Source organism: Flavobacterium xanthum (assembly GCF_900142695.1).
In the GTDB taxonomy this organism is placed as follows: Bacteria; Bacteroidota; Bacteroidia; order Flavobacteriales; family Flavobacteriaceae; genus Flavobacterium; species Flavobacterium xanthum.
Genome location: NZ_FRBU01000024.1, coordinates 42,530 through 57,995, shown reverse-complemented (window position 1 = coordinate 57,995; position 15,466 = coordinate 42,530). Strand labels below are relative to the sequence as shown.

Here is a 15,466-nt window from a genome sequence, read left to right as displayed (position 1 = left end):
AATCTTATAATTTACAAAATACCGGTCTCTTTTCCTAATACTTACCTCGTATTTTACTGACTAACAGCGAAATATAATTTTTGTCATGTACTGAAAAATATAATGCAAAATAAATGAGCCTCTTGCGTTCTATTCCTACAGATTAAAGTTAGTTTTCTGCTTTTAAATATATCTATCAGTGCCTTATTTTTAGCGCGTTTCTAATTTATTTTAAATTTCAATGACTTTTGTTTGCGAAAAAACATGTGAATTATATAATTTTTACATAAATTTATATAATAAATAATGCTATCAAATAGCTGAACTTTAGATAATTATAATTTATTAATTATCATTTAATGTTAAACCACGTAGCATTGAATAATCCTAGAAACTGATCATGATGACAACTAAAAAAAAATTGGGTATTTGGATGGATCATTCTTTTGCTCATTTAATGGAATTTACTTCCAAACATTTTGAAATTGAAACTATTGAATCAGAATTTGCATTAAAAGACAGTACTAGCCATTTGCTAAAGCCCGCAAAATTAATGAAGGACAAAGAAAAAAAACAACTATACGACTATTATAAAAAAATTGGAGAAACCATAAAAGATTACAAGAGGGTCATTCTCTTTGGTCCAACTGATGCGAAAATTGAACTCTTCGATCTCTTGAGTGAAGATGAGCGTTTTCTAAAAATTAAATTTGAAATTAAACACACAGATAAGATGACTGTGAATCAGCAGCACAATTTTGTCAAACAATATTTTTCTGGCGTTTAACACAGCAATCACTTGAAAAAAAAATAAAATAAATCGTACTCAATATGAAAACAAAAAGTATCGGAATCATCCTGATTATCATAGGAATAATAATGGTATTGTACAATAGCTTCAATTTCACAACCACTGAAAAAGTGGTGGATATAGGTCCAATAGAAATTAATAAAGAAGTAAATCATCCCATGGCCTGGTCACCAATAATTGGCATTGTGCTCGCCGTAGGAGGCGTTGTTTTATTAGTGACTGGCACTACCAAAAAAGCATAAAATTAAAAGAAGTTATCGCATGATTACGTGTGAATAATATAACATTTAAAAATATTTATATAACCCATTTTGCTTTCTGTTCAATTAATTTTGGAGGATAAAATAACTTAAAAATAATACCCATGCCAATTCAATTAAAATCAAATATTAAAAAATTGTTCTTAGCGTTAGCTGCTTTACTCTTGATAGTTTCATTTTCTTCTTGTGGAAAAAATGTGGCTTTTCAAAACTCATCTATAGTTCCTGCAGCAAAAGGAAATGTAAGCGTCAAAAAGGATAGTAATAAAAATTATTCTATTAAAGTAAAAATAACAAATTTAGCAGAAGTAACCAGATTACAGCCTGCAAAAAGTGTCTATGTAGTTTGGATGGAAACAGAAGATGCACTTGTTAAAAACATTGGACAAATAAAAAGTGATAGTGGATTTATGTCCTCAAAACTGAAAGCTAGTTTTGAAACTGTTACTTCATTTGAACCTTCAAAAATATTTATTACAGCTGAGGACCAACCAGATGCACAAAATCCTGGAATGCAACTTATCCTGTCCACAAACAGATTTTAGTTTTATCTAGAATTTTATAACATAAGGGTTACTACTCTTTTTAAATCAAGGATGTGTTTTTGACCTATCAAAAAAGCAAAAAGAGTAGTACTCCTTTTTATTACCAGTAGTTCTAAGTTAAGATGCTATCTATGTTCGTTTAATTTATAATAGTTAAGGTCATGAATAAAGAAAAATCAATTGTAGTTTTAAATAATCTTATCGAAATCAATACGGAAAGAATTGAGATTTATAAAACAGCCAAAAAAGTAACGGTAGAGCATGATTTAAAAGATTTGTTCGCTGAATTCCAAGAAACTAGTGCCATTTTCAAATTAGAACTTGTAGAAGAAGTTCAAAAAATGGGAGGCGTTCCAGTGCATATTGTAAAAAGGAATAGTCTATTTTCAAGATTTTGGATTAATTTTAAATTAACTGTTGCTGGAAAAGATAGAGAAGATATTTTGAACACTTTAGAATACAATGAATTTGTCACCATAAAAAGTTACAAAGACACGCTGTCTAACAATCTAGATTATCTTACTGCAGAACTGCACATTAGGCTTAAATCACAACAAATTATGCTGACAAAGCACCATGATAAAGTCAAAAAATTAGGTGATTTAATGTTGTCATAAAATGAAAATTGAATAATCGTTTTTGATTAGTCAATCTCTTTTTAAGCGATATTAATAAAAACTAATTGTAGTAGTTTTTCCTATTCTTTGGCGCAGTGAATTCTAAAATAGCAACTAATTTTAAGGCCGTTAGAGAGCGAGATTTATTATGAAATTTTTTAAAAGAAATCTGTTTTTTTTTATAAAATCCCCTCGCTTTGTTTATGGAAGAACTTAAAATTATTGATTCTACCTGCACAAAGTATAGTAGTCCTCACTATTCTCAAAATAAGTTGCGATACAAGCACAAATAAATATGCACTGAAGAATTGTGTCAATTTTCATCCACTACCCTATCAAAAATTCTGCATAAAACTTTAATGTTGTAAAAAATCCAAAAAATAACAGAAACGATACATGAGTAATACACTAACGGCAAAAAAGGAAAGTATAATTAGCTATTTAAAAGAAACATTTAATGATGTAGGTAATGTTACATTATTTGCTTTCCGTTTTTTTAAAGAAGTAATTAAACCTCCTTATGAGATGAAGGAATTCATCAAACAGTGTTACGTGATAGGCTATAAATCATTGCCATTAGTAACCATTACCGGTTTTATAATGGGATTAGTGCTTACACTACAATCAAGACCTACTCTAGCTAAGTTTGGCGCTGAATCTTGGTTGCCAAGTATGGTGGCACTCTCGCTAATTAGAGAAATAGCGCCTGTAATAACCGCTTTGATTTGTGCCGGTAAAGTTTCCTCGGGTATTGGTGCTGAATTAGGATCCATGAAAGTAACAGAACAAATTGATGCCATGGAGGTTTCAGCTATCAACCCTTATAAATATTTAGTCGTTACCAGAATTTTGGCTACAACTTTGATGATTCCCTTATTAGTAATTTATGCAGATGGTATCGGTGTTATAGGCGGATATATTGGAATTAATATTCATAGCGACGTGAATTTTCATCGGTATTTAGCTCAAGTATTAGAATCAATTACCTTTTTAGATATTTTTCCGGCAACGATAAAAACTTTTTTCTTTGGTTTTTTTATTGGTATGATAGGATGTTATAAAGGTTTTAATGCTGCTAATGGAACAGAGAGTGTTGGTAAAGCGGCTAACTCTGCGGTGGTGACTGCTTCATTGACCATCTTTATTATAGACATGTTGGCCGTTCAAATAACCGATTTATTTTTCTAAAATGACACAAGAAAAAACAAACGTGGAACTTAACGCTCTTGCTACCGTGAACGATCCAGTAATAGAAATAAAAGAATTGTATAAATCCTTTGGTACAAATGAGGTTTTAAAAGGTGTTAATCTTACCGTGAAGAAAGGCGAAAACCTTGTTATTTTAGGAAAATCTGGCTCTGGAAAATCAATTACGATAAAATGTATCGTTGGATTGATGGGTATTGACAAAGGAGAAATCAAAGTGTTTGGATCTGACATTACGAAGATGGATAATTCGGAGCTTAACAAAATAAGAGTTCGAATTGGATTTTTATTTCAAAACGCTGCCTTGTATGATTCTATGAGTGTTCGGGAGAATCTTGGATTTACTTTAATGCGACATGCTAAAGATTTAACTGCAGAGGAAGTTGAAAATCAAATTAAGGAAATTCTAGAAAGTGTAGGTTTGAGTGAAGCCATTGATAAAATGCCCTCAGAATTATCTGGAGGGATGCGCAAAAGAATTGGTCTGGCAAGAACACTTATTTTAAAACCTGAAATTATATTGTACGATGAGCCTACAACGGGACTCGACACCATCACTTCAAGAGAAATTAGTGAATTGGTACTCGAAATTCAAAAAAAATATAAAACTTCATCTATCATTATAACCCATGATATGGCCTGTGCAAAACACACTAGCGACCGACTGATGATTTTAAAAGACGGTGTCATCCATGCCGAAGGAACTTATGATGAATTAGAAAAAAGTGATGATGAATGGGTTCGTTCTTTTTTCATATAACCAATAAAAATATAAAAATGATTAAAGAATCTGGATACCAATGGAAATTGGGAATGTTTGTAGTTATAGGCTTAGTCCTTTTTGTAGGGACCATTTATTTTGTTGGAAAACAAAAAAATCTTTTTGGGTCTACCTTTGAATTGTATTCAAAATTTAATTCTGTCAATGGATTAGAGGTTGGAAATAATGTCCGTCTGTCTGGAATTAATATTGGAACAGTAGAAGAAATTGAATTTCTAACCGATACCTCGGTAGTCATTACATTAGTCATAAAGGATGAGGTACGCAAATACATAAAAAAAGATGCTATTGCTAGTATCAGCTCTGATGGTTTGATGGGAGATAAAGTATTGATCATTTCCTCCGGTAAAAAATCGAATATTATTGTTGAGAATAATGATAATATAGCTTCAAAGCAAGCGATAGAAATGGATGACTTAATGGTCAGCGTTAAAAAAAGTGTTGATAATGCTGGTGTAATTACAGCTGAACTGGCTCAATTCAGTTCAAGTATGAACAATGGAAATGGTGCCTTATCCAGATTGGTTTCTGATGAGCAATTTGGAAACAGCATAAAAAATATGGTCTCTAATTTGGAGAACAGCTCTACCGAATTTAAGCGATTTACGGTAAACATGAATAACGGAAAAGGCGCATTATCAAAACTGGTTAGTGATGAAAGAATGGGAAAAGTTATTGATTCCTCATTAAGCAATGTTAAAACAGTTACCAAAGGATTAAATGAAGTTATTGAAGCTGCAAAACACAATTTTCTACTAAGAGGCTACTTCAATAAAAAGAAAAAAGAAGAAGAAAAAAAGCAAGATGAGATTTCAGACCTGGAAGTAACTGAAATGAAAAAAGAATTAAAAATAGGAGCTGAAAATGATTCTCTAAAATAAATCCTATTCTATATTTGCAAATTTAAAAGGGTTGCTACAAGGCAAAATTTGAAATGAAAAAATACATTACAAGTAGTCTTTACCTTTATTTTGTTTAAACTAACAGTACCCTTACTTATCCCAACACTATATTATGAAAACAGAAAAAGAGCTTAATCAAGCAATTCTAGAAATTATCTTGAAAATTCAAAATCAATACCCAGAATTAAATAAATATTTGTCAGAATTACCGGCGACCATACCCGATGTAAATAATCCAGAAATTAATACTAAAGTACTTCATGATTATTATGAGTCATTAGAAAACATTCTTAAAAAATATTTAGAAAGCCAACAGTAACCATTCCTTTAATTCAAAATATGTTCAATTGAAAATCAAGGGAACAGTACCTTATTTAAAGTCTTCCAGTGTTCTTCGAGATAAAATTGACTTGACTATTCGCTACTAGCACCGTTTTTGTGTTAGCCGTGAATAGTCACTTTTTTTATAATCTGTGAATAAAACAACTAATATCTAAATTTATGTAACTGAACCATTCTCTAAAAGTGCCAACTTTGTATTGTAAAAATTATTTTGCATGTAATATAAAAAAGATGGATTCAATAGAACAAGAGGGAAATTGGGAAGAACAAAAAGAGAAACTGAAAGAGAAATTTGCCGCTTTAACCAATAATAAATCTCTTTTTTCAGAGGAGAAAAAGGAGGAAATGTTAAACAAATACCAATCGAAATTGGGAAAAACTAGAGAAGAACTACTGAAGATCTTTGAAAGTCTTTAAACAAAATCATTCGTATTAATTACCATACATCTCTTTACTCCAAAATAAAAATTTTGTTAGACAAAAATAATTTTAGTATCTTTAATTATCTTAAACCGTTTACCTTAAGCGCTTTATGTTTTAAAATAAAAAAATACAAACAATTCAAAAAATAATATAAAATCTAAGATCATGAAAAAAACATTTTTAAATCTAGCCCTTACCACATTTATTGCCACAACTGTGTTAGTTGGATGTCAGGACTCCACAAAAAAAGAAGCTGCTGCACAAGACAATGTAGAAAATGCCAGAGAAGATCTTGACGATGCCAAAGAAGAATTGTCAGACGCGAGAAAAGCAGCAACGGAACAAGAATGGCAAGCCTTTAAAGAAAGCACAAACGCTACCATTGCACAAAATGAAATTCGTATTGCTGAAATGAAAGCAGATTTGAAAAAAAGAGGCAAATCGATTGATGAAGCCTATGCAAAAAAAATTGAAGATTTAGAAGAAAAAAATAGAGAGATTAAAACCAAAGTCGAAATGTACAAAAACGACACTAGTAGTGACTGGAAATCATTTAAAGAAGAGTACAACCGCGATATGGATGAACTAGGTCAAGCATTCAAAAACTTGACTGTTGACAATAAATAGAAAGTCAAAAAGGCAAGTGTAACAACTTGCCTTTTTTATACAATGAATTGATTGATAGCGATTTTGAAAAATATAAACTTGAATTTATATCCTGCAAAGTGTGAATAATATAAATTTTATCAAAAGTAATGTAACAACTTACTTACACAAGATGTGGATATTTGTAGTATACACAAACAATAAAAAAATATACAATGAAAAATTCAAAAAATTTAATTTTCGCTTCAGCAGTTTTAGGTCTAATGTCTTTCACAGGGATGCAAGCTCAGGAAAAAATAGCCTCTTATGGTTTCAAAGGTGGACTTAACTTTTCCAACCTTTACACAGATACTGTTGACGATAATAATGTACTTACTGGTTTCAATGCAGGACTTTATGCTAAGTTCCCTATTACAAACAGCATCGCTATTCAGCCAGAGATTAATTACACTACAAAAGGTGCTGAATTAGTGTATAACAATGCTATTGTTCAAGGAACTGCAAAATTTAATGTCAACTATATTGAAGTCCCTATATTATTAGTGGCTAATATCACTGAAAATTTTAATGTACATGTTGGTCCTTATGCTGCTTATATGGTTAGCGGAAAAACAACAAATGATTCTAATTTTTCTTCTTCTCAAAGAGAATTAGACACGAATGATTTTAACAAGTTTGATGCTGGTATTTCTGGAGGTGTTGGAATTGATTTGGACGCAGTAAACTTTGGAGTTCGTTACAACTATGGACTTACAAAAATAGGAAAAGATGATTCCTCAAGTAACTTTATTTCATCTGATGCAAAAAACAGCGTATTAAACGTTTATGTAGGATTGAGACTAAACTAATATATACTAATCACTAAAAACTAGAAATCATGAGTAACCTTCTTTACACCATCGCAGTAATTTTAGTAATATTCTGGGCAATTGGATTCTTTGCTTATAGCGCAGGATCTATTATTCACATTCTTCTTGTTATTGCAGTAATTGCAATATTATTTAGACTAATATCAGGCAGAAAAGTATAGGGCAACGCAACAAATTATCATCTAATCATTAAAATAAAAAAACATGGGAAATCTTCTTTATACAATAGCAGTAATTTTAGTAATCTTTTGGGCAATTGGCTTTTTCGCATTCAGCCTGGGATCTATTATTCATGTTTTACTTGTCATTGCTGTAATCGCAATACTTTTCAGACTGATATCAGGTAGAAGTATTTAATCAAATTAAAAATTAAAAATAATAATAAAATAAGTAATTATGAAAGCAGATAAAATAATATTAGGAGTTTTAGGCGGAGTAGCTGTTGGAGCATTATTAGGAGTATTGTTTGCCCCTGAAAAAGGAGACAAAACTAGAAGAAAAATCATGGACAAAAGCAATGATTATGCTGACGAATTGAAAGATAAACTTGATACATTGTTAGGAACAATCACTAATAAATATGAGAAAATCTGGCAAGAAGGGGAAGCTTTAGTATCAGAAGGAAAATCAAAATTTTATGATGCTAAAAGTGATGGTGAAGCTTTGCTTGCTGAAGGAAAATCAAAATTTCAAGATGCAAAAAATGATATGAAAAATACAAATATCTAATCAGATATTAAAATTTCTCTATTTAGTACACTAAAAATTTCATTATGGAAAACAACGCATCAACAATAGAAATGCTTTTTGAAAGAGCGGAAGATTATACCAGAACAACAGTAGAACTGGCTAAACTAAATGCAGTTGACAAAACTGCTGATGTGATGTCATCTTTATTATCTCGATTAACCGTTTCTATTGTTTTTGTACTGTTTGCCTTCCTTGCAAACATTGGTTTATCCTTATGGATTGGTGAATTACTTGGAAAAATATATTATGGTTTTTTTATAGTATCCAGTCTTTATCTCCTAGTTGCAATTGTTCTTTACCTCTTCAAAGATCAATGGCTTAAAATGCCAATCAGTAATTTTATTATTGTTAAAATGCTTAAAAAAAGTTAATATGAAAAAGCCAAACGAGACAGCAACTCTTAAAGAAGCGATTGCATTACTGAAACTAAAACAAGCCGAGGATTTATTACAACTGAAAGATCAGTATTATTATACTTATGAAAGTTTAAAACCTGTAAATTTGATTAAAAATGCATTTGGTCAAATGGCCACTACATCTGAATTTAAAGGCAACATACTAAGCAATGTCATCGGAATAACTACAGGTTACTTAACTAAAAAAGTTTTATTAGGATCCACTCACAATCCAATAAAAAGAATTTTAGGAACACTATTGCAATTTGTAATCACAAATGTGGTCACCAAACATTCTGAAAAAGTAAAAGAAAACGAATTACAAAACAGTTAATTTCCTTTTACAGGCAGTAAATATTAAGGCAATTTAATTTTTGTTTTTACAATTAATCTTTCGCACTCGCATTTCAAATTCAGTACTTTTGCACTACGTTTGAAAGTTATTTTCGTTTATAAACTTTAATTTGAAAGTCGGATGCTCAAAAGAATCAATACTATAGACTCAGAAATTAAAAACGATTTATTTGTTATTCCAAATAACGAAAAAATAAATGTAGCTGTAGAATTAATTCTCGCTAATGAAAAACTTGTATTTCAAATTCAAGAACAAAAAAAACGGGACTCAGAATTAATTGTTATCACTGATCAACTTGCTTTTCAAAACCAAGAAAAACAGAAACTTTCAGCAAAACTTATTATTGCTGAAAAAGAAATAGGCCATCAAAACAAAGAAAAAGAAAAACGGGCCTCAGAACTGCTGATAGCAAACAAAGAACTCGCTTTCCAAAATCTAGAAAAAGAAAAGCGTGCAACCGAATTAATTATTGCTAATAAAAAGCTTATATTTCAAAACCAAGAAAAAGAAAAACGAGCAGCAGAACTAATTTTAGCTAACAAAAATCTTGTATTTCAAAACCAAGAAAAAGAAAAACGAGCAGCAGAATTAATTATTGCTAATAAAGAACTTGCTTTTCAAAATCAAGAAAAAGAAAAGCGTGCCATACAACTTTTGAATGCTATTTCTGAACTCAATATCGCTGAAGAATATCAAAAAGAATACATAATAGGTTTAGAAAAACTCATGTTTATGACTTCGCATAAACTGAGACAGCCAGTGACTAACATTCTAGGAATATCCTTCATACTCGACCAGTCGTCTAATTCTAAACAATAAATTAAAGATTATTTAGAATATATAAAGCAGTCTGCCATAACACTTGATACCTTTACTACAGAACTAACCTTTTTTATTCACACATTAAAACAAAAGGAAAAAAATTGAGTGTAGCTAATGGTTCAATTTTTTTCTAACCATTTTAAAATCAAGAACGCACTTATTGCTATTTTTCCCTTTCACCTTTGGTTAATAAAAAAAATGGTGTTCAGTACTGTTGTTTTTAAACACGCTCTAGATTGTAGTTAATACGACGTTTATCGGTTTCAGATAGCGTTAAAACTATGCTCTTTACTGCATCTCGCTTTAACTTCTAAAAAACTTTTTATCACCGGAAATTGGCAGATGATAAAATTTTGAAATTTGCAAATCCGTGGCAAAAATTACTGCTTCAAACCATCCATCTTGTAATATACTAAATCAAAACACTATGGACTTTCATTCTAAAATGATTTATTTTAGAAACTAATTGTAAAATAGTTGTAGCAACCAAAAGTGTTGCATGTATTTTTAGATATCTTTTTTTGTACTAACTTCTTTATTAAAAATCATGAAAATAACATTCTGTTAACACATTAAAAAAAATCAAATTACTGATTTCAAATATATTACTAAAAATTTTAACAAATAAAATAAGTGAATCTTACAACTAATAATTTTAATAGTATAAGACTTTTAGTTGTTAACAAACTGACCTTTGGAGAACAAAATTCATAATCCCCTAAATTAATAAAAAATGAAAACAAAAAATTTACTATTCACATTTGCAATACTACTTATTGCATTAATTTCTGGATGCGCAAGCGATGATTTCCAGGAAACGATTGGTGTATGTCCAATTGTAGAATCGACAAGTCCAATATCTAATGCAGTAGGAGTATCAGTAGATAAAGTTATTACAGTAACTTTTAATACAGAGATGGATCCAGCAACAATTACCCAAAGTTCAATTACTTTAACAGGTACAAATTCTGTTGCAGGAACGGTAACCTATTCAGGTAAAACAGCTTCATTTACACCCTCTTCGCCCCTTTTAGAAAACACCACCTACACGGGAAGAGTAAAAACTTTAGTAAAAGACGTGATGGGTAATGCTTTACAAACAGATTACGTTTGGGCTTTTACTACTGGTTTGATTTTAAGACCTATTGTAATTAGCACAGATCCAATCAACAACGCAACTGACGTAGCCTTGAACAAAATAATCACAGCTACTTTCAGCATGCCAATGAATCCTTCAACATTAAATGGTACTAGTTATACAGTAAAACAAGGAGCAAATCCCGTAGCTGGAACTATCGCTTATACTGGATCAATGGTTTCTTTTACACCCACTAACCCATTACAGGCAAACACTACCTACACGGTAACAATTACAACTGATGCTAAAAATACACTTGGTACAGCTTTAGGAGCCAATTATGTATGGACTTTTAAAACAGGAGTTAACCCTATCGTAACTGCAACTGATCCGGTGAATAACGCAACTGGAGTTAATCTATTAAAAACAGTAACGGCAGATTTTAACATACCAATGGATCCTTCAAGTATAAATGCTACAACTTTTACTTTACGACAAGGTACAACATCAATCGCCGGTATCGTTTCTTACTCAGGATTAACTGCTTCTTTTGATCCTACAGCATCATTACAACCGGGATTGGTTTATACGGCCACAATAACAACAAATGCTAAAAGCACCATAGGAATTCCATTAGCTAATAATTATGTTTGGAATTTTACCACTACAGTAAATCCTCCAGTAGTAGTTCAGCCTTCTCAAGTAAATCTTGGATCAGCTGCAATGTTTGGTGCTTTTGGTGGAAACGCTGGAATAACAAATCAGGGGTTAAATACTGTGATTAACGGTAGTATTGGAACTACAGCTGCCTCAACTTTAGTAACAGGATTTCATGACGCTACAGCCATATATACAGAAACTCCTTTAAATGTAGGAGATGTGAAAGGTAAAATATACACTGCTCCACCTGCTCCAGGTACACAAACATCATTTGATATAGCTAAACAAGGATTACTTGATGCAAATGCAGCTTACCTAAGTATTTCTCCCGCTTCAAAACCAGGAGGAACTGATCCAGGCGCAGGTGAACTAGGAGGATTGACATTAGCCCCAGGAGTTTATAAATCAGCTAGTGGTACTTTCAAAATTAGCAATGGTAACCTTACTTTGGACGCTCAAGGAGATCCTAATGCAACTTGGATTTTTCAAACAGCATCTGGACTTACAGTAGGAATAGCAGGACCAAACGGTGCAAAAAGTGTTATAATGAAAAATGGAGCTTTACCTAAAAATGTATTCTGGTATGTGGGTACTGCGGCAACTATCAATGGCGCTGGAGGAGGAATTATGGTAGGAACAATAATCTCTAATGCAGGAGTCACATTCTCAACTGCAGGAAATGCTGCGCAAACAGTACTTAATGGAAGAGCAATCTCTTTAGTAGCCTCTGTAACAATGGTAAATACAACTATAAACGTTCCAAATAATTAAGTTAAAGTAATTGTACATCCCGCTTACGGGCGGGATTTATTCGATATAACGCAATAAAAATAAAAAATATGAACAATATAACTCATTTAAAAAAGGGATCTCGCCAAGCTTGGTCACCAAATAACTTACCAATCAAGAGTCTTTTAGTAGCCTCATTGACCTGGTTAAGTGTTCAAACTCCCGTATTGGCACAGCAAGCACAAGAGGTAAAGTACGCTAAACCTTCTTGGTTCTTTGGCGTTGCTGGTGGAGCTAATTTTAACTTTTACCGTGGTTCTACTAATCAGTTAAGTGCGAGTTTTACACCTCCTGCAACATTTCATGATGGTGATGGTGTGGGACTATTTATTGCCCCTCTTTTAGAATATCGCCCTGCTGACTCTAGATGGGGAGTAATGCTACAAGCAGGTTATGATAGCCGTAAAGGTACTTTTGACCAAGTACGAACCGCTTGTGATTGTCCTGCTGACTTATCTACGGATCTTAGTTACCTTACTGTTGAACCAAGCGTACGTTTTGCTCCATTTAAATCTAATTTCTATCTTTATGGAGGTCCTCGTTTGGCTTTCAACCTAGATAAATCATTTACCTATGAATTAGGTGTAAATCCAGCATTTCCAAATCAAGCAGCTACTCCAGCAGTTTCGGGCGAGTTTAGTGAAATTGAAGAAACTATTTTATCAATGCAAATTGGTGCAGGATATGATATTCCATTATCTTCAGATAGCAATAAGACACAATTTGTATTGTCCCCTTTTGTTTCTTTCCAACCTTATTTTGGTCAAAATCCTCGTGCAACCGAAACTTGGAATATTACAACCATCAGAGCCGGTGTCGCACTTAAATTTGGACAAGGAAAAAACATTCAAGAAGCAACTGACATGGTTCAAGATCGTGAAGTTTCTTTTTCTGTAAATTCTCCTAGTAATGTTCCTGGAGAAAACAGAATGACTGAAATTTTCCCACTAAGAAACTACGTTTTCTTTAATGAAGATTCGAATGAAATTCCAAACCGTTATGTTTTATTAACGAAAAATCAGGTGAAAGACTTTAAGGAAGATCAATTGGAAGTATTTGCTCCAAAAAACTTATCTGACCGTTCTAAGCGTCAAATGACCGTATATTACAATGTATTGAACATCCTAGGGGATCGCATGCAAAAAAATCCTTCAGCTACTATTTCGTTAGTGGGTTCTTCTAACAAAGGAAATGCGGATGGACTTGCAATGGCTGAATCGGTTAAAACGTATTTAGTTAATGTATTTGCCATCAATGCTTCTAGAATTGCAACCAAAGGTCAAGAAAAGCCAAATATCCCTTCTGAGCAACCAGGTGCAACACTAGAATTAGTATTGTTACGTGAAGGAGATCGCAGAGTTTCTATCGAGAGCAGCTCTCCTGATTTATTAATGGAATTTCAAAGTGGTACTGATGCACAATTGAAACCAGTACAGATTGTTGCATCACAAGAAGCACCTATGGAAAGCTATGTAACCTTTAATAATAAAGGAGCTGGAGAAGCATTATCTTCTTGGTCATTGCAAATGACGGACGAGCAAGGTAAAGTACAGTCTTTTGGACCGTACATGGAGGATGAAGTTAAGATTTCAGGAAAATCAATTTTAGGTAGTCGTCCAGAAGGAGATTACAAAGTAAAAATGATTGGCCAAACCAAAAGTGGTAAAATTATAGAAAAAGAAACACCAATACATGTGGTGCTTTGGACTCCTGCAAAAACAATTGAAGGAATGAGATACAGTATTCTTTATGAATTCAATAAAGCAGTAGCCATTACAATGTATGAAAAATACCTTGCTGATATTGTAACTCCTAAAATTCCTGTTGGTGCAAAAGTGATGATTCACGGACATACTGATATTATTGGTGGTGAAGCATACAACCTTAATTTATCTGCCTCACGTGCAAATGATGTAAAGATGATTATCGAAAAAGCTTTAGCAAAATCAGGAAGAAACGATGTTCAATTTGAAGTTAACGGATTTGGAGAAGATGAAAATAAATCTCCTTTTGAAAATAAAACTCCAGAGGAACGTTTTTATAATCGTACCGTAATTATTGACATTATTCCTGCTACTAGATAATACTGTTACAGGGAGAATAAACTTTTATAAATGCACAAAAAGGATAGAAACTTAAAAGTCTATCCTTTTTTTTTGGTCTCCATTGAAATCATAAAGTCAGTACAATCCTTTTATCATGAACTAATTTCAACCACAGTATTTCCTTTTATAAATAATAACGGAACTTCGTTTCTGTCAATTTAGATTTGAAACATTAAATTTGCTCAAAAAAATTTAGTATTTTTACTATTCACTTTATTTAAAAGGATGTCTTCAAACGAGAAAATCATTATCAAATTCTATACAGCTTTTGCAAATGCTGATGCAGTGACAATGTGTGAATGTTACGATTCAAACATTCAGTTTCGGGATCCTGCGTTTGGTTTATTAAAAGGACATGACGTATTCCAAATGTGGCAGATGCTTATTGAGAAAAGTAAAGGCACTATAAAAATTGAATACTCAGATGTAAAAGCCAATGAATACACAGGTACGGCCAAATGGATTGCCACCTATAATTTCAGCAAAAACAATAGAAAAGTAAGCAATCACATTCAGTCGCAATTTCAATTTAAAGACGGTTTAATTATAAAGCATACGGATGATTTTGACATTTGGAAATGGTCCAAACAAGCTTTTGGATTTACAGGACAGCTTTTGGGCTGGACTGGATTTTTTCAAAAAAAAATACAACAACAAGCATTGGCATCATTACGAAAGTATAAAGAAACTAAACATGCTAACTAATACTTTAAAAGTCCTTTTCAAAAAGCTTAAAATTAAAATTGAATCATACAAAAACGAAAGTACGATTTGGGAAATCCAAAAAGGAATTACTAATTCCGATGGCAATATTTGTTCGCATTTACTAGGAAACTTAACAACTTATAGTGCCGCTGAGATAGGAAAACAGACTATATCAGAAATCGAGCAATTGACTCTTCCCTTAAAGATAATTCAAGGCCAATATTGTTAACAAAAATAGCACAAACTCAAGTTGCAGTAGAAAATGCGTTGGATAGTCTAGGACAACAGGATTTGAAAATAGAATTTCCACTTGTAGTATTTAAGAAAAAACAACTACTGAATATATGCTAATTCATTTGACCACGCACCTCGCCTATCATTTGGGTCAAATCAATTACCATAAGCGATTAGTAGAATCTTAAAAAATTATTTAGTGCTGGAACGAAGAATATGATTTAACAACTAT

21 protein-coding genes are annotated in these 15,466 nt (G+C 32.2%); all 21 read left to right on the top strand.

Annotated features, from left to right (window positions below):
- Positions 1–379: 379 nt before the first annotated feature.
- The 21 genes from BUC11_RS11190 (at position 380) to BUC11_RS17330 (ending at position 15,229) form a co-directional block, all read left to right on the top strand.
- Positions 380–766 (top strand): hypothetical protein, encoded by a 387-nt coding sequence (locus tag BUC11_RS11190; RefSeq protein ID WP_231379971.1) that lies wholly within the window; start codon positions 380–382, stop codon positions 764–766.
- Positions 767–810: 44 nt separating this feature from the next.
- Entirely contained in the window at positions 811–1,032 is a 222-nt protein-coding gene (locus BUC11_RS11185; RefSeq protein ID WP_073354103.1) for a hypothetical protein, read from the top strand.
- 122 nt (positions 1,033–1,154) lie between these two features.
- Positions 1,155–1,595, top strand: a complete 441-nt coding sequence (locus tag BUC11_RS11180; protein WP_073354101.1) for a hypothetical protein — start codon at positions 1,155–1,157, stop codon at positions 1,593–1,595.
- 161 nt (positions 1,596–1,756) lie between these two features.
- Complete coding sequence (locus BUC11_RS11175; RefSeq protein ID WP_073354100.1) at positions 1,757–2,212, top strand: PA2169 family four-helix-bundle protein; 456 nt, start codon at positions 1,757–1,759, stop codon at positions 2,210–2,212.
- A 429-nt stretch (positions 2,213–2,641) separates the two neighbouring features.
- A complete protein-coding gene (locus BUC11_RS11170) occupies positions 2,642–3,400 on the top strand; it encodes an MlaE family ABC transporter permease (protein ID WP_073354108.1) in 759 nt (252 codons plus the stop codon).
- A 1-nt stretch (position 3,401) separates the two neighbouring features.
- Positions 3,402–4,178 carry an ABC transporter ATP-binding protein gene (locus BUC11_RS11165; RefSeq protein WP_073354097.1) on the top strand — a complete coding sequence of 259 codons (777 nt, stop codon included), beginning with the start codon at positions 3,402–3,404 and terminating at the stop codon, positions 4,176–4,178.
- 17 nt (positions 4,179–4,195) lie between these two features.
- On the top strand, positions 4,196–5,080 hold the full coding sequence (locus BUC11_RS11160; RefSeq protein ID WP_073354106.1) for an MlaD family protein: 885 nt from the start codon (positions 4,196–4,198) through the stop codon (positions 5,078–5,080).
- A gap of 133 nt (positions 5,081–5,213) precedes the next feature.
- On the top strand, positions 5,214–5,420 hold the full coding sequence (locus BUC11_RS11155) for a hypothetical protein (protein WP_073354095.1): 207 nt from the start codon (positions 5,214–5,216) through the stop codon (positions 5,418–5,420).
- A gap of 254 nt (positions 5,421–5,674) precedes the next feature.
- A complete protein-coding gene (locus BUC11_RS11150; RefSeq protein WP_066077407.1) occupies positions 5,675–5,860 on the top strand; it encodes a general stress protein CsbD in 186 nt (61 codons plus the stop codon).
- Positions 5,861–6,031: 171 nt separating this feature from the next.
- Positions 6,032–6,493, top strand: a complete 462-nt coding sequence (locus BUC11_RS11145; protein WP_073354094.1) for a sll1863 family stress response protein — start codon at positions 6,032–6,034, stop codon at positions 6,491–6,493.
- Positions 6,494–6,687: 194 nt separating this feature from the next.
- Positions 6,688–7,320, top strand: coding sequence for a porin family protein (locus BUC11_RS11140; RefSeq protein WP_073354092.1), 633 nt, complete (start codon positions 6,688–6,690; stop codon positions 7,318–7,320).
- 29 nt (positions 7,321–7,349) lie between these two features.
- Complete coding sequence (locus tag BUC11_RS16785; protein ID WP_139259470.1) at positions 7,350–7,502, top strand: lmo0937 family membrane protein; 153 nt, start codon at positions 7,350–7,352, stop codon at positions 7,500–7,502.
- Positions 7,503–7,545: 43 nt separating this feature from the next.
- Entirely contained in the window at positions 7,546–7,698 is a 153-nt protein-coding gene (locus BUC11_RS16780; protein WP_139171392.1) for a lmo0937 family membrane protein, read from the top strand.
- A 39-nt stretch (positions 7,699–7,737) separates the two neighbouring features.
- A complete protein-coding gene (locus tag BUC11_RS11135; RefSeq protein WP_073354091.1) occupies positions 7,738–8,070 on the top strand; it encodes a YtxH domain-containing protein in 333 nt (110 codons plus the stop codon).
- 44 nt (positions 8,071–8,114) lie between these two features.
- Complete coding sequence (locus BUC11_RS11130; RefSeq protein ID WP_073354089.1) at positions 8,115–8,462, top strand: hypothetical protein; 348 nt, start codon at positions 8,115–8,117, stop codon at positions 8,460–8,462.
- Between the two features lies 1 nt (position 8,463).
- A complete protein-coding gene (locus tag BUC11_RS11125) occupies positions 8,464–8,820 on the top strand; it encodes a hypothetical protein (protein WP_073354087.1) in 357 nt (118 codons plus the stop codon).
- A 141-nt stretch (positions 8,821–8,961) separates the two neighbouring features.
- Positions 8,962–9,660 carry a diguanylate cyclase gene (locus tag BUC11_RS17085; protein ID WP_217651040.1) on the top strand — a complete coding sequence of 233 codons (699 nt, stop codon included), beginning with the start codon at positions 8,962–8,964 and terminating at the stop codon, positions 9,658–9,660.
- Between the two features lie 736 nt (positions 9,661–10,396).
- Positions 10,397–12,172: an Ig-like domain-containing protein gene (locus BUC11_RS11115; RefSeq protein ID WP_073354085.1), complete on the top strand. Its 1,776-nt coding sequence runs from the start codon at positions 10,397–10,399 to the stop codon at positions 12,170–12,172.
- Positions 12,173–12,240: 68 nt separating this feature from the next.
- Positions 12,241–14,274, top strand: a complete 2,034-nt coding sequence (locus BUC11_RS11110; protein WP_073354083.1) for an OmpA family protein — start codon at positions 12,241–12,243, stop codon at positions 14,272–14,274.
- A 246-nt stretch (positions 14,275–14,520) separates the two neighbouring features.
- Positions 14,521–15,000 carry a nuclear transport factor 2 family protein gene (locus BUC11_RS11105; RefSeq protein WP_073354082.1) on the top strand — a complete coding sequence of 160 codons (480 nt, stop codon included), beginning with the start codon at positions 14,521–14,523 and terminating at the stop codon, positions 14,998–15,000.
- On the top strand, positions 14,990–15,229 hold the full coding sequence (locus BUC11_RS17330) for a hypothetical protein (RefSeq protein WP_317041244.1): 240 nt from the start codon (positions 14,990–14,992) through the stop codon (positions 15,227–15,229). The genes BUC11_RS11105 and BUC11_RS17330 overlap by 11 nt, the downstream gene beginning before the upstream one ends.
- Positions 15,230–15,466 lie beyond the last annotated feature (237 nt).

Coding starts and splice junctions, on each gene's coding strand:
- BUC11_RS11190 (WP_231379971.1), top strand. CDS start 380: ATGATGACAACTAAAAAAAAATTGGGTATTTGGATGGATCATTCTTTT.
- BUC11_RS11185 (WP_073354103.1), top strand. CDS start 811: ATGAAAACAAAAAGTATCGGAATCATCCTGATTATCATAGGAATAATA.
- BUC11_RS11180 (WP_073354101.1), top strand. CDS start 1,155: ATGCCAATTCAATTAAAATCAAATATTAAAAAATTGTTCTTAGCGTTA.
- BUC11_RS11175 (WP_073354100.1), top strand. CDS start 1,757: ATGAATAAAGAAAAATCAATTGTAGTTTTAAATAATCTTATCGAAATC.
- BUC11_RS11165 (WP_073354097.1), top strand. CDS start 3,402: ATGACACAAGAAAAAACAAACGTGGAACTTAACGCTCTTGCTACCGTG.
- BUC11_RS11160 (WP_073354106.1), top strand. CDS start 4,196: ATGATTAAAGAATCTGGATACCAATGGAAATTGGGAATGTTTGTAGTT.
- BUC11_RS11155 (WP_073354095.1), top strand. CDS start 5,214: ATGAAAACAGAAAAAGAGCTTAATCAAGCAATTCTAGAAATTATCTTG.
- BUC11_RS11150 (WP_066077407.1), top strand. CDS start 5,675: ATGGATTCAATAGAACAAGAGGGAAATTGGGAAGAACAAAAAGAGAAA.
- BUC11_RS11145 (WP_073354094.1), top strand. CDS start 6,032: ATGAAAAAAACATTTTTAAATCTAGCCCTTACCACATTTATTGCCACA.
- BUC11_RS11140 (WP_073354092.1), top strand. CDS start 6,688: ATGAAAAATTCAAAAAATTTAATTTTCGCTTCAGCAGTTTTAGGTCTA.
- BUC11_RS16785 (WP_139259470.1), top strand. CDS start 7,350: ATGAGTAACCTTCTTTACACCATCGCAGTAATTTTAGTAATATTCTGG.
- BUC11_RS16780 (WP_139171392.1), top strand. CDS start 7,546: ATGGGAAATCTTCTTTATACAATAGCAGTAATTTTAGTAATCTTTTGG.
- BUC11_RS11135 (WP_073354091.1), top strand. CDS start 7,738: ATGAAAGCAGATAAAATAATATTAGGAGTTTTAGGCGGAGTAGCTGTT.
- BUC11_RS11130 (WP_073354089.1), top strand. CDS start 8,115: ATGGAAAACAACGCATCAACAATAGAAATGCTTTTTGAAAGAGCGGAA.
- BUC11_RS11125 (WP_073354087.1), top strand. CDS start 8,464: ATGAAAAAGCCAAACGAGACAGCAACTCTTAAAGAAGCGATTGCATTA.
- BUC11_RS17085 (WP_217651040.1), top strand. CDS start 8,962: ATGCTCAAAAGAATCAATACTATAGACTCAGAAATTAAAAACGATTTA.
- BUC11_RS11115 (WP_073354085.1), top strand. CDS start 10,397: ATGAAAACAAAAAATTTACTATTCACATTTGCAATACTACTTATTGCA.
- BUC11_RS11110 (WP_073354083.1), top strand. CDS start 12,241: ATGAACAATATAACTCATTTAAAAAAGGGATCTCGCCAAGCTTGGTCA.
- BUC11_RS11105 (WP_073354082.1), top strand. CDS start 14,521: ATGTCTTCAAACGAGAAAATCATTATCAAATTCTATACAGCTTTTGCA.
- BUC11_RS17330 (WP_317041244.1), top strand. CDS start 14,990: ATGCTAACTAATACTTTAAAAGTCCTTTTCAAAAAGCTTAAAATTAAA.